Origin of the sequence: Rhodococcus cercidiphylli (genome assembly GCF_033042225.1) — a bacterium.
GTDB lineage: Bacteria > Actinomycetota > Actinomycetes > Mycobacteriales > Mycobacteriaceae > Rhodococcoides.
In genome coordinates this window covers 86,132-100,384 of record NZ_JAWLKE010000006.1, presented here as the reverse complement: position 1 = coordinate 100,384, position 14,253 = coordinate 86,132, and the positions used below count along the sequence as shown (strand labels likewise).

The 14,253-nt window shown below is 64.8% G+C and carries 13 protein-coding genes; 10 read left to right on the top strand and 3 right to left on the bottom strand.

What is annotated here, in order from left to right; translation table 11 throughout:
• Positions 1–19: 19 nt before the first annotated feature.
• On the bottom strand, positions 20–949 hold the full coding sequence (locus R3P95_RS16310; protein ID WP_317548850.1) for a hypothetical protein: 930 nt from the start codon (positions 947–949) through the stop codon (positions 20–22).
• A gap of 254 nt (positions 950–1,203) precedes the next feature.
• On the opposite strand from R3P95_RS16310, the gene R3P95_RS16305 reads away from it, so the two are divergent.
• The 8 genes from R3P95_RS16305 (at position 1,204) to R3P95_RS16270 (ending at position 9,892) form a co-directional block, all read left to right on the top strand.
• Positions 1,204–1,449, top strand: coding sequence for a type II toxin-antitoxin system Phd/YefM family antitoxin (locus tag R3P95_RS16305; RefSeq protein WP_149407682.1), 246 nt, complete (start codon positions 1,204–1,206; stop codon positions 1,447–1,449).
• Positions 1,437–1,826 (top strand): type II toxin-antitoxin system VapC family toxin, encoded by a 390-nt coding sequence (locus tag R3P95_RS16300; protein ID WP_317548849.1) that lies wholly within the window; start codon positions 1,437–1,439, stop codon positions 1,824–1,826. Before R3P95_RS16305 ends, R3P95_RS16300 begins: the two co-directional genes overlap by 13 nt.
• 109 nt (positions 1,827–1,935) lie before the next feature.
• Positions 1,936–2,973: an ABC transporter substrate-binding protein gene (locus R3P95_RS16295; protein WP_317549072.1), complete on the top strand. Its 1,038-nt coding sequence runs from the start codon at positions 1,936–1,938 to the stop codon at positions 2,971–2,973.
• Positions 2,939–4,582: an ABC transporter permease gene (locus R3P95_RS16290; RefSeq protein ID WP_394855430.1), complete on the top strand. Its 1,644-nt coding sequence runs from the start codon at positions 2,939–2,941 to the stop codon at positions 4,580–4,582. Before R3P95_RS16295 ends, R3P95_RS16290 begins: the two co-directional genes overlap by 35 nt.
• A gap of 25 nt (positions 4,583–4,607) precedes the next feature.
• Positions 4,608–5,636, top strand: a complete 1,029-nt coding sequence (locus R3P95_RS16285) for an ABC transporter ATP-binding protein (protein WP_317548847.1) — start codon at positions 4,608–4,610, stop codon at positions 5,634–5,636.
• A 227-nt stretch (positions 5,637–5,863) separates the two neighbouring features.
• Complete coding sequence (locus tag R3P95_RS16280) at positions 5,864–6,349, top strand: MarR family winged helix-turn-helix transcriptional regulator (protein WP_068045167.1); 486 nt, start codon at positions 5,864–5,866, stop codon at positions 6,347–6,349.
• A gap of 57 nt (positions 6,350–6,406) precedes the next feature.
• On the top strand, positions 6,407–8,353 hold the full coding sequence (locus tag R3P95_RS16275; RefSeq protein ID WP_149407746.1) for an MDR family MFS transporter: 1,947 nt from the start codon (positions 6,407–6,409) through the stop codon (positions 8,351–8,353).
• 135 nt (positions 8,354–8,488) lie between these two features.
• A complete protein-coding gene (locus tag R3P95_RS16270; protein ID WP_317548846.1) occupies positions 8,489–9,892 on the top strand; it encodes a PQQ-binding-like beta-propeller repeat protein in 1,404 nt (467 codons plus the stop codon).
• Positions 9,893–9,916: 24 nt separating this feature from the next.
• On the opposite strand, the gene R3P95_RS16265 is transcribed toward R3P95_RS16270, so the two are convergent.
• On the bottom strand, positions 9,917–11,509 hold the full coding sequence (locus R3P95_RS16265; RefSeq protein WP_256980806.1) for a succinic semialdehyde dehydrogenase: 1,593 nt from the start codon (positions 11,507–11,509) through the stop codon (positions 9,917–9,919).
• Positions 11,510–11,624: 115 nt separating this feature from the next.
• Between R3P95_RS16265 and R3P95_RS16260 the strand changes: the two genes are divergently transcribed.
• Both R3P95_RS16260 and R3P95_RS16255 read left to right on the top strand, forming a co-directional pair.
• Positions 11,625–12,830, top strand: coding sequence for a lipase family protein (locus tag R3P95_RS16260; RefSeq protein ID WP_149407678.1), 1,206 nt, complete (start codon positions 11,625–11,627; stop codon positions 12,828–12,830).
• A gap of 205 nt (positions 12,831–13,035) precedes the next feature.
• The gene (locus R3P95_RS16255) at positions 13,036–13,788 is read left to right on the top strand and encodes a MerR family transcriptional regulator (protein WP_317549071.1); all 753 of its coding nucleotides are present in this window, start codon (positions 13,036–13,038) and stop codon (positions 13,786–13,788) included.
• On the opposite strand, the gene R3P95_RS16250 is transcribed toward R3P95_RS16255, so the two are convergent.
• Positions 13,757–14,002 (bottom strand): WhiB family transcriptional regulator, encoded by a 246-nt coding sequence (locus R3P95_RS16250; RefSeq protein ID WP_317549070.1) that lies wholly within the window; start codon positions 14,000–14,002, stop codon positions 13,757–13,759. The two genes, R3P95_RS16255 and R3P95_RS16250, sit on opposite strands and share 32 nt — an antisense overlap.
• Positions 14,003–14,253: the final 251 nt, after the last annotated feature.

The following is a 14,253-nucleotide window of genomic DNA, read 5'->3' as shown; positions in this document are numbered from 1 at the left end:
CTACCGGCCGCGTATCAGGTCATGAGGCGCGCCCTGTGCGCCGCAGACGATCCCGATCGAGCGCCTCGAGCAACAGGGGTGCCAGAGGGTCAGGTACGCAGAACTTGTCGTTCACCTTGACGAGCAATCCGAGGTCGAACATCGACATGAACCGGAGTGTCGTGACGGTCTGGATCAACTTGCGGTCGGACATCGTCCCCAGGACGACACCCTCCGACTCCCCGACCGGATCACCGACGAGGCTGCGCGCGAGCACGGTGGTCGCCAAAGCCGAGCCTGCCACGAGCTCGGACTGCACGGAATCATCGCCGGAGTCGTACACAGGCGTCAAGCAGGATCCGTACGCCTCGACCACGGCGGCGCGAGTTCGGTCTGCACTCGGAGACACCACCCAAGCACCGGCTTCGGGTCCGCGGGTGTAATTCTGGCCCGCGTTCTCGAGAACACCGACCCTACGGGCGGTATCCAACACCGATCGATAATTCACCATCGCCATGAAGTCCGGTTGTGTAGCGACACTGTCGAAACCAGGAATCCCAAGCGCAGCAACGATCTCGGCCGAGTCGTTCCAGTAGTCGATGCGGGCCGATGTCGCGCAGCGCTCGGTCGCAGCCCACGTTGACAAACGCTGCAGGAGCGAGACGACTATCGGTGTACTCAGTGGGCTTGCGCGCCCTGGCGATACCGAGGAACTGGGCACCGGCGCGACTGCAGTCGAGGACCCGATCTCCCTCGAGATCTCCTCGTTCTGAGATGGCGACAATCGCTCAGCGATGACGAACCTACCGAACAGATGGACGGCGCGGCGGATCTCGTCACGCTCTCTCGGCGACTGTTCATATTCATCGAAGTCGAAGTACTCGTGATCATCGAGACAGAACATGTCGATCGGAAAATCTGCGCCGTACACGCTCACGTTCCGCTCGCGGACCGATCGATCGATTGTCATCGCTGCCGCCAAAGCCGTCAACTGGTCTGTGGCCCAGCTATTCTCGATCAGCCAATCGGAGAATTGGAGAAGGATGGTCGGCCAGAAAAGGGCTTCCCTTTCACGCGGAGCCTGTATGTAGGCCTTGCGACTGGTCTTTCTGCTGCGCGATCTGCGGTTGCTCATGATGTCCCCCCGGATGTGTGTGGTCGAGAGAGTAGGCGAGGGGTACGACAACCCCGAACTGCGAGTAGCACAAGTGCTACCCTTTCGATATGGAGTCCATCGGATTGAAAGAGCTTCGGCAGCACGCGTCCGACTATGTCAAGCGCGCGGAGGCAGGCGAGTCGATGCTCATCACGGTCGCCGGACGGCCCAGCGCCTTGTTGGGGCCGGCAGAGCGAAAGCAATGGAACACGTTCGACGACGTCGCCGATGTTTTCGACTCGGAACGCGACCCGACCCTTGCCGACGATTTGATCGACATCGACGACGTGATGCAGGACCCATGGCAGCGATGAGGACGGTGCTCGACACCAGCGTCCTGATAGGAGACTCGCTCGATCGCGTCGCAGGGGAAGTCGCGATCAGCGCCATCAGCCTGGCAGAACTTCACTTCGGAGTTCTGGTTGCTTCCACATCCGAACAGCGCGCGCTGAGACTTCAGCGATTGGTTGCGGTCGAGCGCCGCTTCGAACCTCTTGCAGTGGATGCCAATGTTGCCCGAAGCTACGGTCGGCTGGCAGCAGCGGTTCGAGAAGGCGGCCGCCACCCACAAGCGAGAGCGCTCGACTTGATGATCGCGGCGACCGCACACGCTCACGGTGCTCGACTGATGACCCGCAATGCCGAGGATCTTCGAGGCATCGAAGAACTGGTCGAGATCCACAGCCCCTGAAGCCATCGAGTCGTTCACCCCGGCGACACGTGCAGTTCCCACAACACATGTCTGCGTGTCGATTCAGGTCGGAAGCATGAGCAACTTCCGTGCTCGATGCTTCCAGGAGATGTACCAAGTGAACACTGTTCGTCGCGTTGCCACCGGTGGAATCCTCGGTCTCGCAGCCGCTCTCACCCTCGCGTCCTGCTCCGAGCCTGCGGCTCCCGAAGCCGGTGGAGACGGCGACGGGGCCGGCGGCACTCTCACGGTGTACACCTCGGAGCCGCAGGCGAAGATCGACGCACTCAATGCCGAGTTCACCGCAGAGAACCCCGGGATCGATGTGCAGGTGTTCCGCGCGGGCACCGGCGATCTCAACGCGCGCATCGCGTCGGAGCGGCAGACCGGCTCCATCGGTGCCGACGTTCTGCTCGCCGCGGACGCCCCCACGTTCGAGAAGTACAAGGCCGACGACCTGCTGCTGCAGTACACCCCGGCCGACGTCGACGCCCTCGACCCGAACGTCGTCGATCCCGACGGCTTCTACGTCGGAACCCGCATCATCCCGACGGTCATCGCGTACAACACCGGGACCGTCTCGCAGCCCCCGACGTCGTGGAAGGACCTGGCGGACCCCCAGTACAAGGGCCGGATCACGCTGCCCAATCCCGATGTGTCCGGCGCGGCAGCGTTCAACACCGCCGTCTGGTTGGGTCAGGAAGACCTCGGCCTTCCGTGGCTCACCGATCTCGTCGCCAACGAACCCGTGGTCGCCGAGAGCAACGGCCCCGTCGCTCAGGCCGTCGCGGCCGGCACCCAGCCGGTCGGGATAGTCGTCGACTACCTGGTGCGCGAGTTGGCCGAGAAAGGCTCGCCCATCGCCGCGTCGTACCCGACCGACGGCGTCCCGTACATCTCCGAACCGGCCGGAATCTTCAAGGACTCGGCCAATCAGGAGGCCGCGCAGAAGTACGTGGACTTCCTGGTCAGCAAGCGCGGTCAGGAGATCGCCGTCGAGCAGCAGTACCTGCCGGTTCGGTCCGACGTGGGCACGCCGGAAGGCGCGCCCGCTCTCGACGACATCGAGCTACTGAACCCGGACCTCGACACCATCACCGCGTCCCAGCCCGATGCCGTCGCCACGTTCAACGATCTTCTTGGCTGACCGCGTCACCTGGGTACGCGCCTGCCTGTGGTTGGCCGTACTGGCCCTGATCGGCGCTCCGCTGGCGGCCGTGGTCTCGATCGGATTGGGCGGCAACCACATACAGGAGCTGCTCGACGGCGGAATCGCGTCGGCCGCGACCAACAGCGTCGTGTCGGCCGGTGTGTCGGCAGCCGCGGCGGTGGTGATCGCGACCATCATGGCCCTCGTTCTCGATCGCACCGATCTGCCGGGCCGATCGGTGCTGCGCCTGATCCTGCTCAGCCCGTTGCTGATTCCGCCGTTCGTCGGCGCGATCGCTTGGACGGGCCTGCTGGGCCCGAGCGGGATGATCAACTCGTACTGGAACGACGCCTTCGGCGGCGGACCGCTGTGGAACATCTACGGCGGCGACGGCGTCATCTTCCTGCTCACCGTGCACTCGTACCCGCTTGCGTACCTGATCATTTCGGCGGCGCTCCGACGCGTACCGGGCGATCTGGAGCAGGCGGCTCGGATCGCCGGGGCATCTCCCTGGCGAGCCATGCGCGATGTGACGCTGCCACTGCTGCGTCCTGCTCTCCTGGCGTCGCTGACGTTGACGGCCGTGTCCAATCTGGCCGATTTCGGCATCCCGGCGCTGGTCGGACTGCCCGAGCGCTACGTCACCCTGTCGACGATGGTGTACCGATACGTCCAGTCGGGCACCGTGGATCGACCACTGGAGGTGGTCTCCACCATCGGCATCGGGCTCCTCGCACTGGCCGTGGTTGCGGTCGCACTCGACCGCGTTCTGGGGCGTCGCTCCGTTCAGCTCGACGGTGCGGTCACGGCCCCGCAGCTACTTCCTTTGGGCCGCAGCCGAATTCCAGCGGGCCTCGCTGCGTGGATCATCGGCCTCGTTCTGACGGTCCTGCCGATCCTGGCGTTGGCGACGCAGGCCCTGCTTCCGGCTCCCGGCGTGCCGCTCACCTGGGGCAACCTCACGCTGCAGAGTATCGAGAGCGCGGTCACCGCACCGGGAACCCTGGTGGGAATTCAGAATTCGGTGACGCTGGCGTTGGGAGCCGCTGTCGTCTGCGGATTCCTGGGCCTGGCCATCGGGGTACTGACCACCCGCACCAGGTCTCGCGACAACGTCGGCCTGGATCTCGCGGCGATGCTGCCGCAGGCGATTCCGGGTCTGGTCATCGCGGTGGGCTGGTTGATCATCGGCCGCTACACCGGACTGTTCGACACGAAGTGGGTCATCCTGTGCGCCTACGTGATGGCGTTCCTCGCGATCGTCGTCCAGGCCGTTCGAGCACCGCTGAGTTCCACTCCGACAGCACTCGAAGAAGTCGCCAGATCCTCCGGCGCGACACATCTTCGATCGCTGTGGGACGTGCCGTGGAAGATGGCGATCCCCGCTGCAGTCACCGGTGCGGTGCTCGTTGCTCTCACTGCGGTGCGCGAGCTGACCATGTCGGTGCTCCTCGTCGCTCCGGGCACACAGACCCTCGGCGTCTCCATATTCAACCTGCAGCAGGCCGGCGACTACAACGCCGCCTCCGCCCTGTCCCTACTCGTCGCGCTCGTCGGATTCGCGGGCCTCGGCCTCGTGGCGTCCACCCGAGCCGGGCGACCGTAGATCCAACGCTGAGAAGAGAGAACCGATGTCCACCATCACGATCGAACGTCTCGGCCTCCGATACCACGACGGCACGGTCGGCGTGGAGGGCATCGACCTGGAGATTGCCGACGGAGAGTTCGTCGCACTCGTCGGGCCGTCGGGCTCCGGCAAGACAACGCTGCTGCGAACCGTCGCCGGCTTCCTGACCCCGACTGCCGGTTCGATCTCCATCGGCCCGGATGTGGTTGCCAGCGAACAACTCTCGACGCCGCCCGAGTCGCGCAAGCTCGGCATGGTATTCCAGCAGCATGCCCTGTGGCCGCACCGCAGCGTCGGGCGCAACGTCTCCTACCCACTCGAACTGGCCAAGGTCTCCAAGCCGGAGCGCACGAAGAAGGTCGCCGACGTGCTCGAGCTAGTCGGGCTGCCCGGGCTCGAGAACCGGGACCCGTCGACGCTGTCCGGTGGCCAGCGGCAACGCGTCGCCCTCGCTCGCGCTCTGGTCGGCTCGCCACGGGCACTACTACTCGACGAGGCGCTGTCGGCACTGGACGAGCCACTGCGAGATCGGCTTCGCCTCGAGCTGAGATCTCTGACGCGAGCAGCTGGTCTGACCGTCGTACACGTCACGCACGATCGCACCGAGGCCCTCGCCCTCGCCGACCGGGTGGTCGTCCTCGATCGGAGCAGCATCGCGCAGATCGGTACACCCGAGGACGTGGTGCGCGCCCCGAACTCGGCGTTCGTCGCCCGCTTCCTGTCCGACGCCACCCTCGTCGACGGCACGGTCGCCCATGGCACCTTCACCTCGGGCTCCCTCACACTCGCGGCGGACGGCTCCGGCCCCGGGACGGTTGCAATCCTGCCGACCGATATCGAGCTCGTGACCGACGGCGAGCGCGAGAGCACCATAGAGGGAACCGTCACCTCGTCGCTGTTCGGCCGCGACGCCAGCGATGTTCTGGTGCGCTCCGGCGATGTGGACTTCCGCTGCTCGGTACGCGGACCGCGTCCCGAGGCGGGTGACACGGTCGCGCTCGAGGTCCGGCGGTCGTTCTTCTACCCGCGGTAGCCACCCTCGACCGCGGATCGGCTCCCCAGTTTCGGATTTCCGACCGCGATCGGAGGCACAAATCCATATCCGGGGAGCCGATCCCCGTCGCGATCCGTCCGGATCCCCCCGATCAGCAGCGGACCCAGCACTGTGATCCACCAGACAGGAATATTATTTGCTTAGCGCATGTATGTATATATATGGTTGCAGACAGCAAGTAAATGGACATCGGCGTTGGAGTACTCATGGCAGTTCAATCCACGACAGCGGAGTCGTTGGTCGAAGAGGTCTTCCTCTTCGGGCGCACGCTGAAGCGGGCCGTGACCACCGGAGTCGAGGATTCACCGCTGCCGCAGGCCCTGACCGGAGTTCTGGCCATCCTGGCGACCGAGGGTGAATGCAGGCAGACCGACCTCGCCAGCAGGCTGTGCGTCAGTCAGTCCGCCCTCAGCCGGCAGATCGCGGACCTCGTCGACCTCGGCTATATCGATCGACATCCCGATCCCGACGACCGAAGGGCGTCGCGGGTCTGTGTGTCGGACATCGGTCAGGTTCGACTGACACAAATCTGGAACAGACGCGCACGCCGCCTGGCAGAAATGTTGAGCGGCTGGAGCGAGGACGAGGCACTCGATGCACTCGACTCGATCCGCAAACTGAACGACACCTTCACCGAAGACGCCCACGCCCAGCATCAGGACGTGGCACGTATTGAATCGATTGCGAGATAAGACATGACCACATCTGCGGATACTCCGCCCAATCAGGCAGTCGTCGATCCCGACGCGATGTCGCATCGCCAGATCCTCGAAGCCCTCACCGGCCTGCTCGCCGCGCTGTTCACCGCGCTGCTGAGCACCACCATCGTCTCGACGGCACTGCCCACCATCATCGGTGATCTGAAGGGTTCGCAGACCGCGTACGCCTGGGTCATCACCACCGCACTGCTGGCCAACGCCGCATCGACGCCCATCTGGGGCAAGCTGGCCGACCTGTTCAACAAGAAGGTGCTGGTCCAGAGCGCGATTCTCATCTTCGTCGCAGGCTCACTGATCGCCGGCTTCGCGCACAACGTGCCGGTCCTGCTGGCCGCACGCGTGGTGCAGGGCATCGGCATGGGTGGTCTGACGGCTCTCGTCATCGCCATCATCGGCACCATCGTCTCCCCGCGTGATCGCGGCCGCTACTCCGGCTACACCGGTGCCGTCATGGCCGTGTCGATGTCCGGTGGCCCGATCCTGGGCGGCGTCATCGTGGACAGCCCGCTCGGCTGGCGCTGGTGCTTCTTCGTCTGCGTACCGCTGGCCGTCGTCGCCCTCGGTCTGCTGCAGAAGACCCTGCACATCAAGACCATCCGCAAGGACAACGTCTCCATCGACTGGCTCGGTGCACTTCTGCTCACCGCAGGTGTTTCCGTTCTCCTCGTGTGGGTCTCGTTCGCAGGCAAGGCCGACTACTACGCCTGGCTCTCCCGTGAGACGGCCTACCTGGTCGGCGGCGGAGTGCTGCTGCTCATCCTGACGATCATCGTCGAGGCGCGTCACAAGTCGCCGATCATCCCGCTCAAGATCGTCACCGAGCGCACCACCGGCTTGGCCATCGTCGCGTCCATCGCCGTCGGTGTCGGCCTCTTCGGAGCCACCACCTTCCTCGGCCAGTACTTCCAGACCGCTCGCGGCTACACCCCCACCGAAGCCGGATTGCTGTCCATCCCACTGGTGTTCGGCATGCTCGTCGCCTCCGTCGGCTCGGGTCAGCTCATCACCAAGTTCGGTAAGTGGAAGCCGTTCATCGTCACCGGATCCGTTCTGTTGGTCGTCGGATTCCTGCTCCTGGGCACCATCGATCACGCCACCAGCCTGGTCACCGTCGGAATCTTCATCACCATCGTCGGCCTCGGTACCGGCATGCTGATGCAGAATCTCGTTCTCGCAGTGCAGAACACGGTCAGTGTGCAGAACGTCGGTGCGGCATCGTCGACGGTGGCGTTCTTCCGTACCTTCGGCGGCGCGATCGGCGTCTCGGTTCTCGGCTCGCTCCTGGCAACTCGGGTTGCCGAGAAGTCCGCAGCAGGCCTGGCCCAGCTCGGCGTCGACAGCTCGTCGGGTGGCGGTGGATCACTCGATCTCACCGCACTGCCCGCGCCGGTCCTCGAAGTCGTCCGCACCGCCTACGGTGACGCGACCGGACGCATCTTCATGATCGCCGGCTTCGTTGCGATCGTCACGCTGATCGCGGTGATCTTCATTCCGAATCGCCCTCTGCGCCAGACGATCGACATCGCGACGACCCCTGCGCAGGGACCCAAGGACGAGCCGCAGGACCAGCTCGCGGAGATTCCGTCCTTCGGTGACACGCAAAAGTACGTCTCCGCCGAGCGCGAGGCCGAGTACGACGCCCATCGTCGCGTCGAGGGTCGGCACGAGGCTCAGCCGGGACAGCGCCCCTTCGAGGGTCTGAGCACCGACGCACGTGATCGACTGCTCGCACTGCTGCTACCCGAGCCGAAGGACACGTTGGCCGCACTGGACGAGGCCGAGACCATCCGCGCCGAAGTGATCGAACTGCAGCAGGAACTCGACGCGAAGATGCTCGATTTCGATGCAGTGTGCGAGCGGCTCCGTCGCCTCGGACTCAGCGAGCAGCAGATCGCCCGAGTGTTGGGAGACAACCACATTCCCGACAGTCGCAATCACTACGCACACGCAGGATTGAACGGACACAGCGTCAACTAGGTCCAGCGCCGACCAGGCCAAGCGTTACGGCAGTTCCCCGCACCCCCACCGGGAGTGCGGGGAATTTTCGTTCTCTATGCTCCAAGAACGGACCGGCCACCTTCTTTCGGTTCTGCACAGGCGGGAGAATCGCTCATGACACGTCGCCTCCAGATCTCCGCCGCCGCGGTCCTGGTAGCAGCGCTCGTCTGCGCATCGTGCGCAACCGAAGAGCGGACGCCCGGCGCCCCCATCGACGGTGCAACGGGGTCCGCTCCCGGACTCGGGTGGACTCTCACTCCCTCGGATGCGGGTATCGAGGGCGGCCAGTTCCGCAATCCCGTCCATGGCAGTGACACCGATTCGATGCACTCGGGTTCCATCTCCGACGGGTCGACGGTCGTCACGCTCGTCGGCCGCCTGGACGGCAGGGAGTTCGTCGACGCGACCCTGGTGGGCGCGAGCATCACAGACGGCTCGGTGCGCTGGCGTGCACCCGCGGACGATATCGTCGGCTGCGGTGAGAAATTCGTCGACGGGCAGGTCGTCTGCTACCGCGGCAACACCGGCACGACATCCGAGATCCTCACTGTCGACACCGAATCCGGAGAATCGAGCACTCGGGACACGGCCTTTCCGATCACGAGTCTGACCACCGCAGACGGCCACGTGTACACCTCCCGGGCGGTGCGCGATGGTGCGAGGGCGACGGTGTCTCGCGGCACTGCGGACGCCCTCGACGCGGACTGGTCGGTGCAGTTCGATTCCACGGCCTCGCCTGACGCACCGTTCGCGTCCACGCTGCACACCGAGAACGGAATCGGGTTGTTCGACGACGGCCGAGGAGTGTTCGCCTTCGACCTCGACACCGGCGACAACCTCTGGTCCAGAACGGTTCCCGACTGCGCCCGATCGGGCGTCGCCTCGCGCGACGGCGCAGTGCGGGTGGCGCGGGCCGACTGCTCGGACCCGAATGCGATCGTGGGTTCGGAAATCGTCGACACCGACGGAACCGTTCTCGCTGCAACGGATTCCGTGACCCTGCAGCAACCGACGTTCGATTCCCCCGCCGAGTCGAGTCCGCTACTGCTCGGAACGGGAGGCTATCGGCCGTCGAATCCCGACCCCGTGTGGACCGACGAGAGTCTGGTCTGGGCCGTTCCGTCGGACATCACCGGCCCCGCCGCGGCGTTCCTGTCCACCAACGGACTGGCCTACGCGGTCACGGGTTCGGTTGCACTGCTGCGCAACACCGACACGGCCACCGAGTCCGCGATCGACCTCGACACCGGGACCACGCTGTGGAGTCGAGAATCGGGGGCTTTCGCGGAGGTCGGTGCCCTCGACGGCGACGTCGCCACGCTGTTCGGACCGGAAGTGCTGCGCGGGATCGACGTCAGAACCGGATCCACGGTATGGGACATCCCCGTGGCGACGTTCGACGACGAGGGAATCGATCGACAGTCGTGGCCGATGTTCGATCGAGTCGACAGCGACTCGATCGACACCGACTCGATCTACAGCAGGGCACTGAGCATCTCGCTGCTACGAGCGAGATAGATCTTCCCCCGTCGTCGACGCTGCTTACCGACCCGGAATGTACTTCAGCGCCTTGACGAAGGGCGGCATGATCTTTGCCCACAGCTTCGGCGGAAGTCCGCGCGGCCCACCGAGGTTGAGCAGACGCGTCGTCGCGATGGTCTGCGACTCCGTGTACTTGAGCAGCCCCTCGGTACCGTGCCTGCGTCCGACACCGGACACGCCCATGCCGCCCATCGGAGCGCCGGTGGTGCCCCACGTCGGCGCGTAGCCCTCATCGACGTTGACGGTGCCCGAATGCAGCCGCGCCGCAATGGCTTCGCCCTGCGCCTTGGTCTTGGCCCACACGCTGGCGTTGAGTCCGTACTCGGTGTCGTTGGCCTTCTCGATGGCCTCGTCGACGTCGGCGACGGGGTAGATCGACACCAGCGGCCCGAAGGTCTCGGTTGCCGCGCATTCCATGTCCTCGGTGACGTTCGTCAGCAGCGTCGGCTCGTAGAACAGCGGGCCGATGTCGGGGCGTGCATTGCCGCCTGCGACGACGGTCGCGCCCTTGACCTTGGCGTCGTCGACGTGGGCCGAGACCGTCTTGATCTGATCCTCGGAGATGAGGCTGCCCATCTCGATGCCGAATTCGTAGTCGGCTCCGAGGCTCATGTTGCGCACCCGCTGACCGAACTTCTCGGTGAACTCCGCGGCGATCGACTTCTCGACGTAGATACGTTCGATGGAGATGCAGAGCTGGCCGGAGTTGGAGAAGCAGGCCCGCACGGCCGCGTCGGACACTTCCCGCAGGTTGGCACCCTTGGCGACGATCATCGCGTTCTTGCCGCCGAGCTCGGCGGAGAATCCGATGAGTCGACGCCCGGCCTGCTCGGCCAGCAGCTGACCGGTGGCGGTGGAGCCGGTGAACATGACGTACTCGGTGTTCTCGACGATGGCGGTTCCCACCACCGAACCCGGGCCGGGAACCACGGCGAACAGGTCACGGGGCAGACCGGCCTTGTAGAGCAGTTCGACGCAGGCGAGCGCGCAGTACGGCGTCTGGCTGTCCGGCTTGAGCACCACTCCGTTGCCTGCCAGCAGTGCCGGGATGGCGTCGGACACCGCGAGGGTCATCGGGTAGTTCCACGGGGAGATGATTCCGACGACGCCCTTCGGCTGGTACCGGATCCGAGTCTTGGTCAGCACGGGCAGCATGCCGGTGACCTTCTTCGGGGCCAACAGCTTCGCGGCGGTGCGCGCGTAGTGCCGAGCGGTCATCGAAATGTCGAGAACCTCTTCGAGGGCAGCGGCGCGGGACTTGCCGGTCTCGGCCTGCGCCATGTCCATCAGCTCGTCGCGGTGGGCGAGCACCAGGTCGCGGTAGCGGTGGAAGATCTCGGCGCGCTCGGACACGGGGCGCTTGGCCCAGGCCACCTGAGCTGCGCGAACGCGTGCGATCGCAGCGGTCGCGTCGGCGGCGGTGCCCACCGGGATGGTCGCCAGCTCCTTGCCGGTGAACACCTCGGTGATGGTTTTCGTCGGCCGCGATTCGGCGTCGGGGATGGCGATGAGATCGGCGAGCCGGGAGAAGGTCGAGGCGGACGGTGCTGGCATGGACTGGTCCCTACTGGTGAGTAGTGTTTTGAGTAACAGACAACCTACCTGGTCTTCGGCTCACTTCACAGGGCCGAAATTACCGAATCCTGTGGCACGATGGTCAGTGGTCTACCGGACGTCGGGGCGTACGGAGCTACAGGGTGGGAAATATATGCGCAAGGCATTCGTTCTGGCCGGAGCCGCGGCACTGATGCTGTCGTTCGCAGGGTCGGCCCAGGCCGATCCACTGCAGGATTTCATCGCTCCGCCGAGCGATCCGGATGCGTATCTCCCCACCTCACTCGGTGATCCATGGTTCGACCCGCCTGCCGGGTACGAGAACCTGCAGCCCGGCACGGTGCTGAACCGTCGCGACGTCGCGGTCACCCCCGAGGCGTCGTCCGTGCAGTTGCTATTCCGCTCCACCGATTCGAAGAACCGACCCATCGCCGCGGCGACGACGGTCCTGACGCCCACCGCGCCGTGGACCGGAGCCGGAGATCGTCCGGTCATCGCGTACAACGAGGCAACGGACTCGCTCGGTAATCAGTGCGCGCCGTCGTACACGCTGCCGCGCGGCAACAACAAGGAAGTCGATCAGGTCCGGATTCTGCTCGACCGCGGCTACACGGTCGTCGTCACCGACTACCAGGGTCCTCGGCAGGCCTATTCGGCCGGTCTCGTCTCCGGACACACCGTGCTCGACGGCTTACGCGCATCCCAGAGTGCAGGAGTGGCTGCGGACGCGCCGATCGGCATCACCGGCTACTCCGGCGGTGCCATCGCCTCGGGTTGGGCCGCCCAGTTGGCTCCCGAGTACGCGCCCGAGTTGAACATCTCCGGTGTCGCGTTCGGTGGCCCGCCGACCGACTACAAGATTCTGCAGACCTCTCTGAACGGCCAGATCGGTTCCGGTCTGTTCACTGCGGCGACCATCGGATTGTCCAGGGAGTACCCGGAGATGCGGGAGCTCGCCAACGACAACGGGAAGCGACTGGCTTTGGCGCAGAAGGATCAATGCGTCGATGTGTTGTCGTATTCGGGACTGTTGTTGCTGGACCAGCGAAATCTCTCCAACGTGCCTGATGTCTTCGACCACCCGATCACCAAGGCCGTCGTCGAAGAGAACCGGATGGGCCAGACGACTCCGGACGCACCGATCTACATCTACCAGGGCATGCAGGACTTCCTCATTCCCAAGGAAGGTGCCGAGGCCGTGCAGGACCAGTGGTGCGCGGCGGGAGCGTCGGTTCGCCTCGAATTGGTCCCCGGGGATCATTCGGTGGCGCAGACCAACGGCCGTCCCGGTGCGTACGACTGGCTCGGGCAGCGGCTCGCCGGAGAGTCCACCTCCGGGTGCGAACGCGTGACCCGGTAGGAGTGGAGCCTGCGGAACGACCATGGAAGCTCGTCAGCAGTGGAGCCTGCGGAACGACCATGGAAGCTCGTCAGCAGTGGAGCCTGCGGAACGACCATGAAGGCCAGCAGCGCTTGACCCTCACGCCACGGGAGGCAGCACAGTGTCTTTCGTGAGTGATTCTTCCTTCGTCGGCAACGAGACGTTCGGCAGCGACCAGGACAGCATGCAGGTCGGTACTGTCGCACGGTTGGTGGGTGTCAGCGTCCGGACGCTGCATCATTACGACGAGATCGCGTTGGTGGTGCCGTCGGGCAGAACTCCGAAGGGCTATCGGACGTACTCGTCGGCCGATGTGGAGCGGCTGCATCAGGTGTTGACCTATCGCGAGCTCGGGTTCGCGCTCGACGTCATCGCGGCGTTGCTCGACGATCCCGCGGTCGACGCCATGGCGCATCTGCGTCGGCAGCGAGAGTTGTTGAACGAGCGAATCGATCACTTGCACGCAATGGCTGCGGCCGTGGACAAGATGATGGAGGCGAAAAAGATGGGTATGCAACTGACTCCCGAGGAGCAGCGCGAGATCTTCGGTGACAACTGGACCGGCGAAGAGTACGCAGAGGAAGCCGAGCAACGCTGGGGCGAAACCGACGAGTGGAAGCAGTCGCAGGAGCGGACGGCGTCGTTCACCAAGGACGACTGGAAGGCCATCAAGGACGAGGCCGATCTCCTCGAAGCGGATCTCGCAGCCGCGATGCAGCGGGGTGTGTCACCGGATTCCGCCGAGGCCGGGGTACTGGCCGAGCGTCATCGGGCATCGATCGAACGGTACTACGACTGCGGTTACGAGATGCAGGTGAACCTGGCGGAGATGTACATCGCCGACGAGCGATTTGCCAAGCACTACAACGGGATTGCGTCCGGCTTGGCGCAGTATCTTCGCGACGTCATCGTTGCGAACGCCGCTCGCCAGGGTTGACGCGAGCCATCAGGGACCGCTCGTGTGCGGTCGATCCACCCCAGACTCCGTACTTTTCGTCCGAGTCGAGTGCGTGTTGTAGGCAGCGCGCGATCACGGGGCATCGATCGCACACGAGCTTCGCCTGTCGCTCGAGGTTTCTCAGCGAGTATCCCCGCAGTCCCAGGGGCGGGTAGAACATCGAGACCGGCATCGAGCGGCAGGCAGCGTTCATCTGCCAATCCCAGTGCTCGGAGATCGGTTGCATTGCTTGCGTTCTCATCGGCAGCATCCACCCCTTTCGATCAGAGATTCAGTATTCGGCGGGTGTTGCCGGATGTGACTGCGCGCCAGTTCCCGAGTCCGCCGTCCGCGGCACGTGCGCTGAGCAGGGTTCTGCGATCGATCACTGTCGAAGTCCTTCGGTCCGCCGTCACAAACTGACGTTAGCGTCACATATGAGATAAACCGCAGTCAACGGTGACA